Here is an 18088-nt window from a genome sequence, read left to right as displayed (position 1 = left end):
AACTCACCGCTCGTTTGGATGTTGAATCGGCCCCTGAAGGGGCCGAAATTAATAGGCTGGCGGGCTCGTTATCGGGCCACGAAAGCCCGAATCAAAATCTAGGAAGTACCTCGTGCGTTCCGCGCAATGGGCGGCTCGTGCGATGGAAGGAACGGAAGAATGGTAGACAAGGTTCCGATGACTGCGAGCGGCTACGCCGCGCTTGAGGTCGAGTTGAAGAAGCGCCAATCGGAGGATCGTCCGCGCATCATCGAGCATATTGCGGAAGCGCGCTCGCATGGCGACCTCTCCGAGAACGCGGAATATCACGCGGCCAAAGAAGAGCAGTCACACAACGAAGGCCGCATCGCCGAGATCGAGGACAAGCTCGCGCGCGCCGACGTGATCGACATCTCGAAACTCTCCGGCGACACCATCAAGTTCGGCGCTACCGTCACGCTGGTCGATGAGGACACCGAGAAGAAGGCGGTGTGGCAGATCGTCGGCGAAGTCGAGGCCGACGCCAAGAAGGGCCGCATCTCCATCACCTCGCCGCTCGCCCGCGCCCTGATCGGCAAGAAGAAGGGCACGACCGTCGAAGTGATGGCGCCTGGCGGCGCCAAGGCCTACGAGATCACCAAGGTCGAGTGGCGCTAAGGCGCGATCCGCCTGGGATCATGCTGTAGTCACCTGCAAGTTACTGTTGCGACAAAGCCGCGTTTGCCACGCGGCTTTTTTGTTGCCGCCGCGCTGACAGGATTGTGAGTGGTGGCGCCGCGGATTTTTGAATATCCGCTCCGGACGATGCTTATGGATTATAACTAAGTCGATCGGCGGAAATCCCGGCATTTCGCGGCGATGGACTGAGCGTCGCGATTTGCCGGGATGTCATCTTGCTGCGTTGCATCAGCGACAATGTCGCGCAGCGGCGGCGTGACGGGGAATGATTCAATTTCAGGGGTGTTGTGTCGGCATCACACGCAATCAGCCAACACCGTGTAATCTCGACACGCCAAGTTCTGGCGCGTCAAACAAGGGGGACGAAGACATGGACCAAATCGACAAACTGCTCGGCAAATGGCAGCCGCAGGCGCTGAGCCTGTTTCGCTTCATCACCGGCTTGCTGCTGTTTCAATACGGCGTCGCCAAGATTCTCGGCTTTCCGGCCGTACCGATGTTCGCAAAGATACCGCCGCTGATCGTGGTAGCCGGCACGATCGAGCTCGTGCTCGGCGCGCTGTTGATGATCGGCCTGTTCACGCGCCTCAGCGCGTTCATCCTGTCCGGCCAGATGGCGTTCGCGTATTTCATCGGGCACATGTTCAAGACGCCCGCCGCGCCGGTCTTTCACCCGATCCTCAATGGCGGCACCGCCGCGATCCTGTTCTGCTTCGCCTGTCTCTACCTGGCGACCGCGGGCGGCGGACCGATCAGCGCCGACGCGATTATGCGGAAGAAGTAGTCGCGAACCGTAGGGTGGGCAAAGGCGCGCCTTCGCGCCATGCCCACCATTCGCGGTTACGAAAAAAGTTGGTGGGCACGCTTCCGCCTTCGCTCGTTGAGCTACGGCGGACAAGTCGCTTTGCTCCGCTACGGCGCTGTCANNCTCATCCTGAGGAGCCGCGCAGCNNNNGTCTCGAAGGATGAATGGCACCAGCGGGGCCTCGTGGTTCGAGACGGCGCTGCGCGCCTCCTCACCATGAGGGTCTAGCGGTTGCGACGAAGCTTCAGCGCCTCAGCCCGCCACCTTCACATCGAGCGGCACGGCTGCTTCGTATTTCGAATTGTGCAGCACTAGTGACGTCCTGACATTGCGTACATGCGGCGCAGCGGTCAGGTGCGTGACGAAATCCTGGAACGTCGCCATATCGGGCGCGACGCATTTGAGGATGAAATCGACCTCGCCCGACAGCATCCAGCATTCCCGCACCAACGGTTCGGCGCGAACAAAATCCTCGAACGCGCGTAAATCCGCGTCCGCCTGGCTGGACAGGTGGACGGACGCGAACACGGTGACGTCGAAGCCGAGCCGGCGCGGATCGAGCAGGCCGCGGTAGCCCTGGATGTAACCTTCCTCCTCCAGCGTGCGGACGCGGCGCAGGCAGGGCGGCGGCGAGATACCGACGCGCTTGGCCAGTTCCACGTTGGTGATTCGGCCATCCGCCTGGATTTCCGCAAGGATTCGGAGGTCGATTTCGTCAAGATTCTTCGACACGCGCGTCGGGTTCCCTAATTCTGGCTGCACTCGGCAGGTCTTACCGGCAACTCTTTAGCGCAGGCCGCGCCGCTTGCGCAATTTTATTGCGCGTGCAGCGCGACATTTCGCAAAAGTGACTTCAGTTCCGGGGAAAATTCGCCGGTATGGATTGCAATTCTTGCATAGCTACCCAGATGTCATAGACTTGGATTTGACACTTTCAGCGCCGCCGCGACCTCCTGCCGGGCGCTTTCTGCTCAGTCAAAACAAACCCCCGAATAAGAGAGGGATCCGCCGATGCCTGCGCCTATCCATGCCAAGGTCGTCATTATCGGTTCCGGCCCCGCCGGCTACACCGCGGCGATCTACGCGGCGCGCGCGATGCTGGAGCCGGTGCTGATCCAGGGCATCCAGCCCGGCGGACAACTCACCATCACCACCGACGTGGAAAACTACCCGGGCTTCGCCGACGTCATCCAGGGCCCCTGGCTGATGGAGCAGATGGAGAAGCAGGCGGCCCATGTCGGCACCAAGATCGTCACCGATCTCGTCACCAAGCTCGAACTGGCGCAGCGACCGTTCCGACTGACCTGCGACAGCGGCGACGTTTACCTGGCGGAGACGGTCGTTCTCGCCACCGGCGCGCAGGCGCGCTGGCTCGGCATTCCCTCCGAAGAGAAATTCAAAGGCTTTGGCGTTTCGGCGTGCGCGACCTGCGACGGCTTCTTCTACCGCGGCAAGGAAGTGATCGTGGTCGGCGGCGGCAATACCGCGGTCGAGGAAGCGCTGTTCCTGACCAACTTCGCTTCCCAGGTGACGATCGTGCATCGCCGCGATCATTTTCGCGCCGAGCGCATCCTGCAGGACCGCCTGTTCAAGAACCCGAAGATCAAGGTGGTCTGGGACTCCGCGATCGACGAGATCCTCGGCGTCGAGAACCCGAGCAAGGTCACCCATGTGCGGCTGAAGAACGTGAAGACCGGCACGCTGACGGAAGTGCCGGCGGACGGCGTCTTCATCGCCATCGGCCACGCGCCGGCGACCGGGCTCGTCAAAGGCCAGATCAAGCTCAAACCTTCCGGCTATGTCGAGGTGGCGCCGAACTCGACCGCCACCTCGATCCCCGGCCTGTTCGCTGCGGGCGACGTGGCTGACGAAACCTATCGGCAGGCGGTCACGGCCGCCGGGCTCGGCTGTATGGCGGCGCTTGAGGCCGAACGCTTCCTGGCTTTGCGCGCGAGCGATCGCGCGGCGGCAGAATAATCATGCCTCGAACAAGGGACGGATTTACGGACATGGATTGGGACAAGCTGAAGGTGTTTCACGCGGCGGCGGAAGCGGGAAGCTTTACCCATGCCGGCGAGCAACTCGGGCTGTCGCAATCGGCGGTTTCACGGCAGGTCAGCGCGCTGGAGCAGGAGCTTGCGGTGTCGCTGTTCCACCGCCATGCGCGCGGCCTCATCCTTACCGAACAGGGCGATCTTCTCTTCCGCACCGCGCATGACGTGTTCATGCAGTTGCAGGCGGCGCGCGCCAAGCTCACCGACAGCCGCGAGCGGCCGAGCGGCGACCTCAAGATCACGACGCCGCCGGCGCTCGGCATCAACTGGCTGATCCCGCGGCTCGACGAGTTCACCGCGCTCTATCCGGACATCCGCATCTCGCTGATCGTCACCGACGAGGATCTCGATCTGTCGATGCGCGAGGCCGACGTCGCGATCCGGACCCGCAAGCCGACCCAGCCGGACCTGATCCAGCGCAAGCTGTTCTCGATCGGCTTCCATGCCTATTGTTCGCCGGAATACATCAAGCGCTTCGGCACGCCGCGGACGCTCGACGATCTCGACTCGCACCGCATCATCATGCTCGGCGATGCACAGGTGCCGCCGCATCTGCAGAACCGGAGCTGGCTGATCGACGCCGGCCGCAACGGCTCCGGCCCGCGCGAAGCCTATTTCAAGGTGAACAATATCTTAGGATTGGTCCGCGCCTGCCAGCAGGGGCTCGGCATCGCCGCCCTGCCCGACTATCTGGTCGAGGAAAACAATCGCCTGGTGCAGCTGTTCGGCGAAACCGACTCGATCGCGGTGGATACGTATTTCGTCTACCCCGAGGAACTGAAGACGGTCGCACGCGTGCAGGTGTTCCGCGACTTCGTGGTCAGCAAGGCGCAGCGCTGGCCGTCCTAGAGCATGATCCGGAAATGCATGCCCCGCACTTGATGCGGGGTGGGCGCCGGTTTTCCCTCGGGACAAATGCGGAAGCGTTTGCAAGCCGCGTTCCGTCACTGCGGATTAGCCTATTTAATAGAGGGCGCGCTCACCGCATGTCTGACATGCGGCTTGTGCGCTTGCTGCAGGGCACTGATGAGGATCATAGTGCTCGAACGCTGAGTGATCGCGTCGCGCATATGTCCCCCTCCTCCAGTGACGCGGTGGTTCAGTAATCCCTCTTGGAAGGTGATTGTGTCGGCCTCACGTGGCCAATACCTCGAGCCGGGCTCTTTCGGGCCCGGCTTTTTTTTAACTCCGTGTCATGTTCCCGCGCATTCCCGCGCAGATTGACATTGAGGTTCTCGGCCTCCATCATCCGCACATGATCACGAGTTCGTGCGCAGCCCTGTCGTCGAAAAAAGGTCCCCGCCCGGGGACCCGAGATCGACGCGCGCGCTGAAACTGCAGCAACCCGCGATCCGAAGCCCCGCCGTCTGGACGGGGTTTTTTTATTGGTCCCGTCTCCGGCTCACCCCATGAGGAGATGGAACGATGACTGCCCCCACCACCAACGACCTGACAAGCCGGCTGCACGGCCTGTGGCTGCCGCTGATCACGCCGTTTCGCGACGGCGAACTCGACGAGGTCTCGCTTCGCCGCCTCGTCCGCCACTATGCGGCCGGCCCGATCGACGGATTCATTCTCGCGGCAACCTCGGGCGAAGGCATGTCGCTTCGCGCGGACGAGCTCGAGCGGCTGGTGACGCTGACACGCAGCGAACTCTCAGCCAGCCAGCGCCATGTGCCGATCCTGCTCGGCCTATCCGGCGCCTCCACCGCCAAGATGAAGGACGCGCTCGACGAGACGGCGGCGTGGCCGATCGACGGCTATCTGATCGCGAGCCCCTATTACATCCGCCCGTCGCAGAGCGGCCTGCTGCAGCACTTCACCGCGCTCGCCGACCACGCCTCATGGCCGATCGTGCTCTACAACATCCCCTACCGGACCGGCGTCAGCCTCACCAACGAGACGCTGCTGCAGCTTGCCGCGCATCCGAACATCGTTGGCATGAAGGATTGCAGCGCCGACCGCGCGCAGTCGATCGATCTCCTGGCGCGGCGGCCGTCCGGCTTTCGCGTGCTGACCGGCGAAGACGCGGAGTATCACGATGCGCTCGCCGACGGCGCCGATGGTGCGATCCTGTTGTCGGCGCACCTGGAGACCGAAGCCTTCGCAGCGATGCGGACGCTCATCAGACAGGGTGATCGCGACGGCGCGCGGGCGTGCTGGAAGGAGCTCTCGCGGCTGACGCGGCTGTTGTTCGCCGAGCCGAGCCCGGCGCCGGCCAAGTATTGGCTGGCGCGCAGCGGGCTGATCGACAGCGCCGAGGTTCGCTTGCCGATGGTGGAAGTGAGCGAAGAACTCGCGGCGTTGCTGGACGAGGAAATCGAACGGCGCAGGCCGCCAATGTTGCGGCGGGCCTGATGGATGCGATCGGCTCCCTCTCGCTTGCTATGGCGAGAGGGAGCAATGGCTTTAGCTCACCAGCAGGCGATAGGTCATCACGGGCGCGAAGCCGAGCAGCATCGCCCAGATCGCGAATGACGCAACCAGGAGAACATCATGCATGCTCTGGGCGTGATCGCCGATCGCAAATTTCTTGCCGTGAACGGTCATCGCTTCCCCCGATGTTTTTCCGAGAGAACTGCATACGCTTAAAATTTTAACGTCGCGCGCGCGGCTTCGCTCGACTTTGACGCCGTGTGATCAGGGAATGTTAACCAGGCGTGGTGGCGGTTAATCGCGGGTAGCAGCTGCGTCAAATGCAAGCGAAATCGGAACAGGTTTTTAAAACAGGTCGCGTATCGGGATAGACGGAACAACAGGAAACGCGGGGGCGCGTCGTGCATTTCGAAAACAATAGCTTTAATGACCAACAGGGTTTTTCGACCGAGGACATCGTGTGGGCCGTCGGCATCTGGTCGGTGATCCTGACCATGTCGCCGGTCGTCGTGTTCTACGTGCTGATGGTGGCGTAAGAGCGTTCACTCTCGCCCGTCATTGCTTCGTCGCTTCGCTCCCTTGCGCAAACGCTTCGCGCTTGTCGCAGGCAATCACGCGAAAACAATTTTGCACCCCTAAAAAGAAAAACGCGCGGAGCGCCGCGCGTCTTTGTCAGTCAGAAAAGAAAGCGGCGTTGTTACGCCGCCTGCTTGTGCATGGCGCCCGAAGCCGACGCCGTTCCGCGGATCGCCTTGATCGAACGTTCGATCGCGCCCCACAGCCTGGAGATCTCCGCCGCAGCACGGCCTTCCGCGTAATATTCGCGGGCGCCTTCGCCCTGGCTCAGTGCCATGATCAGATCGGCGCGGTTGGTGATCTGGCCGCTCCACACCGGCGCGCGGAATTTCGCCAGCGCTTCACGTGCGATGGTGACGATGCGGCTCTCGGCGCCGTCACGCTCGGCAGGCGCGCCGTTGACCACGACCGCGTAGGGCTTGCGCGCCGCCCGGCAGGTCTGAATCGTTTCCTGCACCGCGTTGACGTCGAACACGCCGGGCCGCGCCGGAATGATCACCATCGTCGCGTTGCGGATCGCGTCGTCGACGACGGCCGACAAATTCGGCGGCGTGTCGATGAACACCCATTCGACGCCGTCGCGCTTGGCGGCGGCGACAATGCCGCTGACGGAATTCACCGCGGCCTTGATCGGCGGTTCATTGGTGCCGCGCAATTTATGCCAGAGAGTGAGCGACCCCTGCGGATCGGCGTCGACGAGCAAAATGGGCTTCGTTGCCTTGTGAACATGGGCAGCGAGGTGAGCAGCCAGGGTACTTTTTCCCGAGCCTCCCTTACGTGATGCAAAAACAATTACGTTCATACCTTGGCCTCCAGTTGACCCNCAGAAGCCGAAAATGAATCAGCGCGCTGATTCGTGAAAGAAAAATTTATCGANCCGCCGCGATGAAGCCACTTAATTGCCAATAAGGCTGGTTTTTGAGTCACACCGTGCAACCCCGGTTAGCCGAAAACGGAATCGGTTGAATGCCTTGCAGAGTGCCTTGACCGCTCACTGCATCCTTTTGACGCGCTCGCGTTCGAGCTTTGCGCGCTGACGCTCCAACCATTTGCGTTCGATCCATCCGAGCCCCTGCGCCATCGGCTTCTGCAGCGGCGGCACATCCTGCGCGAACAAAAGGAGTCCGAGCGGCAGCATCCATAGCCCGAGCACCGGCAGGAAGCTGAGGAAGCCGCCGATGACCAGAAGAAACGCGAGCGGAATCCGGACGTAGATCGAAGACGGCTTGCGCACCCAGCCGACGAATTGCGCCGGACGTGGCGGCAGCTTGTTCTCGAACCAGGCAAAATGCCGGTCGAGTTCCTTTTGATGCTGACTCAATGAACCCTCTCCTCGTGTTCGAGCAGATGTTCATTGGAACGGCCGCCGGCAAGCGTCAGTCTGCCGCGCGGAAGAGATCTTGAATTGACGTGATTGCCGTCAGGTCGCGGGCTTTTTCGGCTTCTTGCGCGTCTTGGCAGCCGCGACCTTGCGCGAGGCGGCCGGCCGGATCTCGGTCGGCCGACCGGCCGGTCTCGCCGAAACTTCACCCGGCTCGGGGCCGGCCCTGAAATGCGCCCGGCACGCCGGCGAGAGTTGGGACTTGTTGCGGATCATGCACGCGGTGATGCGGTCGACATCGGGAATGTCGGAACTGCAGAGCCGGAACGCATCGCCGGTACAGGCCTGCTGTTGTTCAGGGGTGTAGGCGTGGCCGGCGACGGACCAGGCCGAAACCGACAGCACCGTGGCCAGCATCAATCCAAACCGGAAATTCCCTGCCCGAAAAATCGTCATCGAATCCCCCCGAGCGCAAAGTTTGGCGGAATTGTGGGTGAATGGATCGGGATTCGCAAGCAGGGGTGGACAGCACGCCACAGCACAAGTGTCGCGGCAGTCGAGCGGCAAATTCAGGGGCGTAAGGGGTGGTACAGTTGGGTGGGCTCGAACCACCGACCTCCTGTTCCACAGACAGGCGCTCTAACCAACTGAGCTACAACTGCATCCTTGCGGGGCCCCGAGAGGGGTCGCGAATTGGCCGGAAACTAGGTGCAACGCCTCGCTTTGGCAAGTGCGCGAAGTCACACAATATTGGTCATCCGGCAAGCATAATTCGTTCAACGTGCGGTATCCGCAGACGGCGGCAGAATCGGCCAACGGCAGCAAAAGGCCCGGGCCGATCGACCCGGGCCTTTGATAGTCGATGCGCTGCTACAATCAGGCGGCCGGCTTATAGTACTTCGAGGCGGAAGCCTTGATCGGCTCGACAGTCTCGCTGGCGACCTTCTGGCCGAGCTCGGCGAGCTCCTTGGCCTGGGCGGTGAAGGTCTCGTACTGCTTCTTGGCGTGCGCGGTCCACAGCTCGAGCGCCGCGGCCGGCGTCTTCACGCCGAGCAGCTCCTGCGCGAAATCGAGCGAGGACGAGGTGTTGGCCTTGAAGAACTCGATCAGCTTGCCGTTGTATTCGCTGGCGCCCTTGCTGGCCGAGGTGAACACGGCCTCGATGGTGCCGTTATGGGTTTCGGCGGCATCCTTGAACTTGGCGTAGCTGTCGCGGGCCTGCGAGACGCCCTTTTCGGCGAACGCACGCACCTGCTCGGGGACTTCGAAGGGGATAATGGAGGCGGAGAAGGGATCGGTGGAGCTGGTCACGGCTTGCATCCTTCACAACAGGGTTAAACGATATTTCCCCTCGAGGAGGCCGGGCAGGCAGCGGCCGAGGGGTCACGCACACACAGTCACGGAAGTGCCCATCCACGGGCTCGCCTAATAAGCACCCATATCATGTCAAATTTGTGCAACGCAATGCAATTTGTGGTGCGATGCCGCAAATAAACTCGCCCAGGGTGCGAGTTCCAGCCGGGCAACCCAGCGATTGCACCTCCGCCTGACCGGGAAGATCAGGTTTTCGGCTTGGCGGCTTCCATCGCGGCCTTGCCGACGATCTGGCTCATTTCGCTGGCCTGCTCCGCCAGCGCGCGCATTTGCGCCTGCACATATTCGCTTTGCAGCCGCATCACCTCGGGCAGGTCCTTGGCCTTCAGCAGCGACTGCGCGTGATCGAGCGAGGCCTGCACGTTCTTCTCGGCATAGGCGACGGCCTTCTCGCGGACATCCTTGGCGCCCTCGCGCACCGTGGCACCGCGCTCCTCGATGGAGCCGGCGGCGGCCTGTGCCGCCTCGACGAATTTCTCGAACGTCTTGCGGGCCTGCTCGAAGCTTGCTTCCGCCATCGTTCGCATTTCCATAGGTATCTCGAAACGGTCTCGCGCTTCATCGTTCATGAGTGCTGTCCTTCTTTGCAGGGATTGCGTCCAGATGCCGCCAGGGCGCGGCCGGAACGGATGCGGTGCCCGGGAGATCTCGCCATCGTTGGCGCCCTGGGCTTTGCAACCCACCCAACGCAGCGGTCGGCCAAAGGGTTCTGCCGGTTAAGGTTATCCATGGGTTAAATTAACGCCGGAGCGCCGGGCCGTGGACCTGCTGCCGCCGGCTTGCAATAGTAATCTTCCCTTAACGCTGTCGGCATCTGGCTGCCGATGCTGACGCCGGGCGGTCATGTACTTGCGATGACGGACGCGGAATTTCAGTGGCGGGCGCTCGGCGATCCGCGATTGGCAGCCTATGCGGCGAGTGCCCTGCCTGCCTGGTTGTGGACAGCCGACGGTAAGCGGATCCTGTGGGCCAATGCGGCCGGCGCCCGTGTGCTCGGCGCCGCCAGCGCCGCGGCCCTTGCGGAAAAAACCTTCGGACCGGCCGACCAGCACCGGCGGCAGGTCGCGCGGCTGGCCGGCCGGTTGCTCGCTAACGGCGCCATCCGGCTGGAGCGCCTGCAGGGATTTGGCGCGGCGCTCGGCGGGCTTGCGACCTGCGGCTGTTCGCGGTTCGACCTTCCCAATGGCGGCCACGGCATTCTGATCGCCGCCGGCAACGTCACATTGACTGCGCCGCGGCCGGTGCAGGCACAGCGCCAGAACGAGATGCCGCCAGAGGCCGCATCAGAACCAATCCCGCAGCCGGCTGCGCCCGTCGCACCCGTCATCGAACTGCCGGTCGAAGCGCCCGCCGGCTTTGCCTTGTTCGATGCGCTTGCCGAGCCCGCCGAGGAGCCGCGCGCGGCCGAACCCACTCCGCGTCCGCCGGCGCCTGCGATCCGAACCTTTGCCGGCCAGCTGGCGCCGCAGCTGCGACGCCTGCCGCTGCGCTTCACCTGGCGGATGGATCGAGAGAGCCGCTTCACGCTCGGCACCGATGAGTTTACCGGACTGATGGGTCCGCGCACGACGGCCGCCTTCGATCGGCCATGGCGCGAGATCGCCGAGACCTTCGGATTCGATCCCGAGGGTCGGGTCATGAAGGCGTTCGCCACCTGCGCGACCTGGAGCGGCATCACGCTGAACTGGCCGGTGGACGGCGGCAGCTCCCTGCCGGTCGAATTGTCCGGCCTGCCGATCTTCGATGACGCGCGGAATTTCGTCGGCTATCGCGGCTTCGGCGTCTGCCGCGATTTCGATGCGCTGGCGCGGCTCGCGGCCCTGCGCCTTGCGGAATTGTCAGGCGAAGCGACGCCGCCGCAGGAATCGCCCGCCGCGCCAGCTTCCGAGCCGACCAGCGCGACAGCGCCTTCGCCCGATGAATTGCCTGAGCCGATTACTATCGAGCCTTCGCACCAAAAAGATCTGGAAACGCCCGTGGAACCTCCCAAGGAATCGTCCAAGGAATCTTCCAAGGAAGCCATGCAGGACACCCCGACCGAAGCCGCAGCCGAATTGCCGGTGGACGCCGCGAACGTTCTGCCGTTCCGCGTCCCGGGCGAGGCGAAGCCGATGTCGCTGACGCCGGTTGAAAACAGTGCCTTCGACGAACTGGCGCGGCAATTGTCGGCGCGGCTCGAACCCGAGAACGGCAACGAGGTGGCGATAGACGCCGCCGGCGAAACCATCTTCGAACCATCGGCCGCATCGCCTGTGCGCGAGGCCGCCAGCGAGACGCCGGAATGGCTGGCACAGCCGGAGCCGCCTGCGCATGGCGAGGCCGCGCGCGACAAGGCGCTGCTCGATTTGCTGCCGGTCGGCATCCTGATCTACCGGCTCGACCGGCTGCTCTACGCCAATCCCGCCTTCCTGACGCAGATGGGCTATCCGAGCCTGCATGCGCTGGAGGAAGCCGGAGGCCTTGACGCGCTCTATGTCGAACCTGGCGCGTCGAATGCATCATCGACATCGGACACTGGCAGGCCAGTGACGATTTCCGCAAGCCTGCCGGCGGAGGCGGATGCGCCGTCATCGGCAGCCGAAGCCCGCCTCTACACGATTTCATGGGATGGCGATTCCGCGCTCGCACTGATCTTCTCCGGCACGCGCCATGAGGCTGCGGCGGTCGCAGCCGCCATTTCGCAAGCCGAGCCGGCACCGGAGCCTGACGTGTCAGAGCCTTCGGCCGTCGGCCACGCCAATGCCGAAGAACTCGCCGCGATCCTCGACACCACGGCCGAGGGCATCGTGATGTTCGATGCCGAAGGCAACATCCATGCGGTCAACCGCAGCGCCGAAGCGCTGTTCGACCGTGACGGCGACGAACTCGCGCAGTGTAATCTCGCCGATCTCTTTGCGCCGGAAAGCCGGCACGGTGTGTTCGAATATCTCGCCGGCATCAAGGCTGCCGGCGTCGAGAGCCTGCTCGATCAGGGACGCGAGGTGCTGGGCCGCGAAAGCAAGGGCGGCATCATTCCGCTGTCGATGACCATGGGCCGCACCCGCGCCGACGGTCCGAATTTCTTCGCTGTGTTTCGCGACCAGTCGCAGGCCAAGAAGACCGAGAGTGAATTGCGCGAGGCGCGGCGACTGGCCGAACGCGCGGCCAACGCCAAGGCCGACGTGCTGGCCCGGATCAGTCATGAAGTGCGCACGCCCCTGAATGCCATCATCGGCTTTTCCGAAGTCATGATCGGCGAGCGTTTCGGCGCGCTCGGCAACGAGCGCTATCTCGAATACATGAAGGACATCCGCGCCTCCGGCGAACGCGTGATCGCCATCGTCAACGACCTGCTCGACCTGTCGCGGATCGAAACCGGCAAGCTTGATCTCGCCTTCACCAACCAGAACCTCAACGAGCTGGTCGAGAGCTGCGTGGCGGTGATGCAGCCGCAGGCCAATCGCGAGCGCATCATCATTCGCACCTCGCTGGCGCATACGCTGCCGCCTGTCATCGCGGATGCGCGCGCGCTGCGCCAGATCACGCTGAACCTGATCGGCAACTCGATCCATCTCGCCAATGCCGGCGGCCAGGTCATCGTCTCGACCGCTTTGTCCGATTTCGGCGAGGTGATGCTGCGGGTCCGCGACACCGGCCACGGCCTCAACGACAACGAGGTCGCCGCAGCGCTGGAGCCGTTCCGCACCCGGGCGCCCTCGGACCAGGCCGAAAACGCGGCCGTCAGCCTGTCGCTGACCAAGGCCCTCGTCGAAGCCAACCGCGCCAAATTCCAGATCAAGACCGGCGGCCGCTCCGGCACGCTGATCGAGATCGTGTTTCCGCACGCGGTCGCGCGGGCGTAGTGTCGATCACCTCGCTATTGGCGAGAGAAACGCTGGAACGCTGCGGCCGTCGCTGCGCAGATAATCGGCCATCGGCGCGACGACCTTGATGACGGCCGGTCTTGCCGTCATGCGCTGCCGCCATTGCAGAAGTCTTGGTGTCTCATTGGTCATGTCGGCCCCCATTCGGGCACCGAACAGCTGGGCCATATAGAACGCGATATCGGCAAAGGAATATTCGCCGGCAAGAAACTCGCGGTCGCCAAGCGCGTGCTCCATGGCTCGATAATAAGCGGCAGCGGCCTCGCGCGCGGGCTTGCCGGCGGGATCGTCGGGCGTTTTCCAGAGCGGCATCAATTTGATGATATGCGGGAAATAGACCTCGTCCGATTCATGCTCCAGCCGGCGGGCCCAGGCTCGCGCTGCCGGACTGGCGGGCCACAACGCGGGATGCGGTTTGATGTCTTCGAGATACTCGAAGATCTGGGTGGAGTCGAAAATCTCGAGATCGCCGTCGATCAGCACCGGGACCTGGCGCTTTGGATTGATGCGCAGGACTTCCGGATGTTTTGGGGCATAACCTTCCTTCTGGGTGAAGGAGACCATGACCAGCTCGAAGTCGATGTCCTTCTCGTGCGCGGCAATCTGAACCTTGGCGCCGAACATGCTCAGGGCGCCGGAGAACAGCCGCATCTTGCGGCCGCTGCTTCGATCCGCTTCTCGAATTGCTTGAGCATTTTCTTGCATCGATTTCTCGCCTCATCAGAACGGCATAATCCAAAACAAACAGGTTGCCCTGTTTTTGTCAATTCGATACACCGCCTGCAGTTCCGACAGGACGGTGGAGTCGCTTCATGCCTAAAAAGCCAGCCAGCGGACGCACGCGAACCAACGATCCCGCCGGAGTCAGAAAGCGCATCCTGGATGCGACAGCGGACGCCTTCCAGAAGCGCGGCTACCACGCGACCAGCACGCACGACATCGTCCGGGCGGCCGGGGTGACGGCGGGCGCGCTCCACCATCATTTCCCGACCAAGAAAGCCTTGGCGCTTGACGTGATCGAGGAGCGCGTTGCGCAAGCCGTCGACAAGCATTGGCTCGAGCCGGTCAGGTCGGCGCGCGGCGCGGAGGAAGGAATACGCACGGCGTTCGAACAGATCGCATCGGCGCTGGACCGGTCCAGGATGATCCTGGGATGCCCGCTCAACAATCTGGCGCTCGAGCTTTGCGCAGCCGATTCCGAATTTCGAGAGGCGATCGAGAAAATCTATGACGATTGGCGCAAGGTCATCGCGGACAAATTGCGCGCGGATTTCGCCGGCGCGTTCGACCCCGAGGCCGTGGCCACCTTCGTCATTGCATCCTATTCAGGCGCCATAGCCCAGGCCAAGGCGACGCAAAGTACCGCGCCGCTTCGGACATGCGCCGAGCAATTGGCGCTTCACTTTCGGTCAAGGCAGGCGGCGAAGGCGAAAGACGCACGCACGTCAAAGCGGTAGCGAAATTTTTGAGATTCGGTTCGCTCACGCAAAGGTCCGTCTGGACAGCGGACGGCATTTCCGGTTGAAATGCGGCGAATTGACACACAGAAGCTCCGCGTGAGCCTGGAGGAAATCCCATGATTGCGTTCCATGCGCGCCTGTTCGGCGCGGTCGTCGCACTGTCGCTTGCGGCGAGCAGCCCTGCCCTCTCGCAGCAGCTCGAGCTCAAGATCATGGCGCCCGCAGCCCCCGGCGGCGGATGGGATCAGACTGCGCGCGCGATGCAGCAGGCGCTGGTCGCCGCGAAAATCGCCCGCAGCGTTCAGGTCACCAACGTGGCAGGCGCCGGCGGCAGCGTCGGCATCGCACAGTTCGTCAACGGTGCCAAGGGCGACGGCAACCAGATGATGGTGAACGGCTTCGTCATGGTCGGTGCGCTCGCGATGAACAAATCGCCGGTGACGCTCGAACAGGTGACGCCGATCGCGCGCCTTACCGAGGAGATCCAGGTGATCGTGGTGCCGGCGAATTCACCGCTCAAGACGGCGCAGGATCTCGCCGCTGCCGTGAAGGCCGATATCGCCAAGGTGACCTTTGCCGGCGGCTCGGCCGGCGGTGTCGACCATGTGATGGCGGCGCTGTTTGCGGGCACGATCGGCGCCGACGCCAAGAAGATCAACTACATTCCGTTCTCCGGCGGCGGCGAATCTTTGGCGGCCATTCTCGGCGGCAAGGTCACCGCGGGCATTTCAGGCCTGAGCGAATACGAGGGGCAGATCAAGTCCGGCAAGCTGCGCGCGCTCGGCGTCACCTCGGAGAAGCGCATCCCCGGCGTCGACATTCCGACCTTCAAGGAACAGGGCATCGATCTCGTGATCGCCAACTGGCGCTCTGTCGTCGCGCCTCCCGGCATCACGCCGGAGCAGCGCAAGGTCCTGAGCGAAGCGGTGGAGAAGATGGTCAAGTCGGACGCCTGGAAGGACATCCTCAAGCAGAAGGGCTGGGAGGACGCCTATCTCGGTGGTGATGCCTTCGCCGATTTCCTGAAGAAGGAAACGACGCGCGTAACCGACGTCTTGAAATCGGTCGGCCTCGTCAAATCATGACGGACAGCGATCTTCCACAGGGACCGGCCTCGCGCCGCATCGATCCCGCGGGTCTGGTTGTCGCCGCCGTTCTCGCCGTGCTTGCCGTGGTGCTGGTTTTGGACGCGCGGCAACTGCCCGCCACCACGATGTACGGCATGGGGCCTGAGGCGATGCCGGTCGTCATCGCGATCGGGCTCGGCCTGCTTGCGATCGGCAACCTGATCGACGCCCTGCGCGGCAACCTGCCGCCGCGCGAGAGCGCCGATCCCAAGCCCGTGCTGCTGATCCTCGGCGGACTTGCGCTGCTGATCGCCATCATCGGCCTCGGCGGCGGCTTCATCCTGGCGACATCGGTGCTGTTCGTCGCGACGTCTGCGGCCTTCGGACGGCGCGCCATCCTCACCGATCTCATCATCGCGCTGGTGATGAGCACGCTGATCTATCTCGCCTTCGATCGGCTTCTCACCTTGAGCCTTCCCGCCGGACCTCTGGAAAGATTGCTGTAATGGAAACCTTCGCCGCGCTCGCGCATGGCATGGCCGTTGCCATCCAGCCGATGAACCTGCTCTACGCGCTGATCGGCGTGTTCCTCGGTACTGCGGTCGGCGTGCTGCCCGGCATCGGGCCGGCGCTCACCGTCGCGTTGCTGCTGCCGGTCACCTACAAGCTCGATCCCGGCGGCTCGCTGATCATGTTCGCGGGCATCTATTACGGCGGCATGTATGGCGGATCGACCACCGCCATTCTGATCAATACGCCCGGCGAGAGCGCATCGATGGCGACCGCGCTCGAGGGCAACAAGATGGCCAAGGCCGGCCGCGGCGGTCCGGCGCTGGCGACGGCCGCGATCGGTTCGTTCGTCGCGGGCACCATCGCCACCATCGGCCTCGCCTTTCTCGCGCCGTTGCTGGTCGATTTCGCGGTGAAGTTCGGGCCTGAAGATTATTTCGCGCTGATGTGCGTGGCCTTCGTGACGGTGTCGGCGACCTTTGGCGATTCGCCGATCCGCGGGCTGACCAGCCTGTTCATCGGACTGACGCTCGGCCTGATCGGCATCGACAAGCTCACGGGACAGGCGCGGCTCGCGTTCGGCGTGCCTGAACTGCTCGACGGTGTCGAGGTGACGACGCTGGCGGTCGGCCTGTTCGCCGTCGGCGAAGCGCTCTACGTCGCCTCGCGCCGCCATCATGCCGAGGAAAAGATCGAGCCGGTGCGCGGCTCGCTGTGGATGACGATGGAAGACTGGAAGCGGTCATGGAAGGCGTGGCTGCGCGGGACGATGTTCGGCTTCCCGATCGGCGCGCTGCCTGCCGGCGGCGCGGAGATTCCGACATTCCTGTCCTACTCGACCGAGAGGCGGCTATCGAAACATCCGGAGGAATTCGGTAAGGGCGCGATCGAAGGCGTCGCCGGGCCTGAGGCCGCCAACAACGCTTCCGCCGCCGGCACCCTCGTGCCGCTGCTGACGCTGGGCCTTCCGACCTCGGCCACGGCCGCGATGATGCTGGCGGGCTTTCAGCAATACGGGCTGAACCCGGGGCCGCTGCTGTTCGCCGAGCGGCCCGATCTGGTGTGGGGCCTGATCGCGAGCCTCTTCATCGCCAACGTCATGTTGCTGGTTCTCAACCTGCCGCTGGTGGGCTTGTGGGTGCGGCTGCTCGCGATCCCGCAGCCGTGGCTGTACGCCGGTATCCTCGTGTTCGCGACCATGGGCACCATCGCCGCAAAGCCGTCGGTGGTCGAGCTGTCGATGCTGGCGGGCTTTGGCGTGCTGGGCTTTCTGATGCGCCGGTACGATTTTCCGATCGCGCCCGTCGTCGTCGGCCTCATCCTCGGCCCGATCGCCGAAAGCCAGTTGCGCCGCGCGCTGGCGATCAGCCTCGGCGACCCCATCGTGCTGCTGCAGAGCCCGATGTCGGCGACGCTGCTCGGCATCGCGCTGATCGCGCTATTGGCGCCGTTCGTGCTGAAGGGACTTGATCGCTTCAAGGCGAGCGAAGATTAGCGCGTGGTCTCATTGGGGCGCAGCCAAATTCGGATTAAGGCGAGTTTGAATTGACTTCCGCTTTCGGCCTCATGGCTGGACTTGCCGCTGGGTCGCCCCTGTAGCGAATTCCCCATTTCCGACGTGCGCATAGCCGGACATGGGCCCACAATTGTGCTATATGAACATTCAACTTCCCCCAGCCTTGGGGGTGCATCTTGAGCAGCGATCATGTAGAGCGCCGACTGGCGGCTATTCTGGCGGCANTCGCGGGCTCTTGCCGCTTGATAGGGATCGACGAAGAAGGCACGCTGGCGCGATTGAAAGCGCTTAGAAGAACGATTTTCGATCCCAAAATCGCTGAGCATCACGGACGTGTTGTCAAGAATACCGGGGACGGCGCTATTGCCGAGTTCGCCAGCGTGGTCGACGCCGTGCGATGTGCCGACGAAATTCAACGCGGCATGGCCAAACAAAATATCGACGTGCCGCAGGACAAGCGTATCGAACTCCGCATCGGCATTCACGTCGGTGATATTATTATCGAAGAA

General features: G+C 63.2%; 19 protein-coding genes and 1 tRNA gene. 11 read left to right on the top strand and 9 right to left on the bottom strand.

Features of this window, described 5'->3' with window-relative positions; translation table 11 throughout:
• The first annotated feature begins 159 nt into the window (after positions 1–159).
• Both greA and CQ14_RS13655 read left to right on the top strand, forming a co-directional pair.
• Positions 160–636 (top strand): transcription elongation factor GreA, encoded by a 477-nt coding sequence (gene greA, locus CQ14_RS13660; RefSeq protein WP_057858395.1) that lies wholly within the window; start codon positions 160–162, stop codon positions 634–636.
• Between the two features lie 391 nt (positions 637–1027).
• A complete protein-coding gene (locus CQ14_RS13655) occupies positions 1028–1441 on the top strand; it encodes a DoxX family protein (protein WP_057858394.1) in 414 nt (137 codons plus the stop codon).
• A 273-nt stretch (positions 1442–1714) separates the two neighbouring features.
• Here CQ14_RS13655 and CQ14_RS13645 read toward each other — a convergent pair whose 3' ends face one another.
• A complete protein-coding gene (locus CQ14_RS13645; protein WP_028350193.1) occupies positions 1715–2194 on the bottom strand; it encodes an Lrp/AsnC family transcriptional regulator in 480 nt (159 codons plus the stop codon).
• A 279-nt stretch (positions 2195–2473) separates the two neighbouring features.
• Between CQ14_RS13645 and trxB the strand changes: the two genes are divergently transcribed.
• The 3 genes from trxB to dapA all read left to right on the top strand — a co-directional run bounded on the left by trxB (position 2474) and on the right by dapA (position 5874).
• Positions 2474–3439 (top strand): thioredoxin-disulfide reductase, encoded by a 966-nt coding sequence (trxB, locus tag CQ14_RS13640; protein WP_057858392.1) that lies wholly within the window; start codon positions 2474–2476, stop codon positions 3437–3439.
• Between the two features lie 2 nt (positions 3440–3441).
• The gene (locus tag CQ14_RS13635) at positions 3442–4365 is read left to right on the top strand and encodes a LysR family transcriptional regulator (protein WP_057858391.1); all 924 of its coding nucleotides are present in this window, start codon (positions 3442–3444) and stop codon (positions 4363–4365) included.
• A 576-nt stretch (positions 4366–4941) separates the two neighbouring features.
• The gene (gene dapA, locus CQ14_RS13630) at positions 4942–5874 is read left to right on the top strand and encodes a 4-hydroxy-tetrahydrodipicolinate synthase (RefSeq protein ID WP_057858390.1); all 933 of its coding nucleotides are present in this window, start codon (positions 4942–4944) and stop codon (positions 5872–5874) included.
• Positions 5875–5925: 51 nt separating this feature from the next.
• Here dapA and CQ14_RS43555 read toward each other — a convergent pair whose 3' ends face one another.
• Positions 5926–6066, bottom strand: coding sequence for a hypothetical protein (locus tag CQ14_RS43555; RefSeq protein ID WP_156434956.1), 141 nt, complete (start codon positions 6064–6066; stop codon positions 5926–5928).
• Positions 6067–6293: 227 nt separating this feature from the next.
• On the opposite strand from CQ14_RS43555, the gene CQ14_RS47610 reads away from it, so the two are divergent.
• A complete protein-coding gene (locus CQ14_RS47610; protein ID WP_283807224.1) occupies positions 6294–6428 on the top strand; it encodes a hypothetical protein in 135 nt (44 codons plus the stop codon).
• A 161-nt stretch (positions 6429–6589) separates the two neighbouring features.
• Here the strand turns inward: CQ14_RS47610 and CQ14_RS13625 are convergent, their stop codons facing one another.
• The 6 genes from CQ14_RS13625 to CQ14_RS13600 form a co-directional block, all read right to left on the bottom strand.
• Positions 6590–7270: a ParA family protein gene (locus tag CQ14_RS13625; RefSeq protein WP_057858389.1), complete on the bottom strand. Its 681-nt coding sequence runs from the start codon at positions 7268–7270 to the stop codon at positions 6590–6592.
• A 189-nt stretch (positions 7271–7459) separates the two neighbouring features.
• On the bottom strand, positions 7460–7789 hold the full coding sequence (locus tag CQ14_RS13620; protein WP_057858388.1) for a hypothetical protein: 330 nt from the start codon (positions 7787–7789) through the stop codon (positions 7460–7462).
• A 99-nt stretch (positions 7790–7888) separates the two neighbouring features.
• A complete protein-coding gene (locus CQ14_RS13615) occupies positions 7889–8245 on the bottom strand; it encodes a hypothetical protein (RefSeq protein ID WP_430650173.1) in 357 nt (118 codons plus the stop codon).
• A gap of 129 nt (positions 8246–8374) precedes the next feature.
• Positions 8375–8451 (bottom strand) — tRNA-His (locus CQ14_RS13610).
• Positions 8452–8665: 214 nt separating this feature from the next.
• Complete coding sequence (locus CQ14_RS13605) at positions 8666–9100, bottom strand: phasin (RefSeq protein WP_057858529.1); 435 nt, start codon at positions 9098–9100, stop codon at positions 8666–8668.
• A gap of 248 nt (positions 9101–9348) precedes the next feature.
• Positions 9349–9732: a phasin family protein gene (locus tag CQ14_RS13600; RefSeq protein WP_057858386.1), complete on the bottom strand. Its 384-nt coding sequence runs from the start codon at positions 9730–9732 to the stop codon at positions 9349–9351.
• A 285-nt stretch (positions 9733–10017) separates the two neighbouring features.
• Between CQ14_RS13600 and CQ14_RS13595 the strand changes: the two genes are divergently transcribed.
• Positions 10018–13005, top strand: a complete 2988-nt coding sequence (locus CQ14_RS13595) for a PAS domain-containing protein (protein WP_057858528.1) — start codon at positions 10018–10020, stop codon at positions 13003–13005.
• A 6-nt stretch (positions 13006–13011) separates the two neighbouring features.
• Here the strand turns inward: CQ14_RS13595 and CQ14_RS13590 are convergent, their stop codons facing one another.
• The gene (locus tag CQ14_RS13590) at positions 13012–13731 is read right to left on the bottom strand and encodes a glutathione S-transferase family protein (RefSeq protein ID WP_199805524.1); all 720 of its coding nucleotides are present in this window, start codon (positions 13729–13731) and stop codon (positions 13012–13014) included.
• A gap of 107 nt (positions 13732–13838) precedes the next feature.
• Between CQ14_RS13590 and CQ14_RS13585 the strand changes: the two genes are divergently transcribed.
• The 4 genes from CQ14_RS13585 to CQ14_RS13570 all read left to right on the top strand — a co-directional run bounded on the left by CQ14_RS13585 (position 13839) and on the right by CQ14_RS13570 (position 17558).
• Positions 13839–14483, top strand: a complete 645-nt coding sequence (locus CQ14_RS13585; RefSeq protein WP_057858384.1) for a TetR/AcrR family transcriptional regulator — start codon at positions 13839–13841, stop codon at positions 14481–14483.
• Positions 14484–14602: 119 nt separating this feature from the next.
• Positions 14603–15571, top strand: coding sequence for a Bug family tripartite tricarboxylate transporter substrate binding protein (locus tag CQ14_RS13580; RefSeq protein ID WP_057858383.1), 969 nt, complete (start codon positions 14603–14605; stop codon positions 15569–15571).
• Complete coding sequence (locus CQ14_RS13575; RefSeq protein ID WP_057858382.1) at positions 15568–16059, top strand: tripartite tricarboxylate transporter TctB family protein; 492 nt, start codon at positions 15568–15570, stop codon at positions 16057–16059. Before CQ14_RS13580 ends, CQ14_RS13575 begins: the two co-directional genes overlap by 4 nt.
• Positions 16059–17558, top strand: coding sequence for a tripartite tricarboxylate transporter permease (locus tag CQ14_RS13570; protein ID WP_057858381.1), 1500 nt, complete (start codon positions 16059–16061; stop codon positions 17556–17558). The genes CQ14_RS13575 and CQ14_RS13570 overlap by 1 nt, the downstream gene beginning before the upstream one ends.
• The last annotated feature ends 530 nt before the right edge of the window (positions 17559–18088 follow it).

It is taken from the genome of Bradyrhizobium lablabi, from assembly GCF_001440475.1.
In the GTDB taxonomy this organism is placed as follows: Bacteria; Pseudomonadota; Alphaproteobacteria; order Rhizobiales; family Xanthobacteraceae; genus Bradyrhizobium; species Bradyrhizobium lablabi.
Note: the sequence above shows the minus strand (reverse complement) of the source record. Positions and strands in the feature narration are given on the sequence as shown.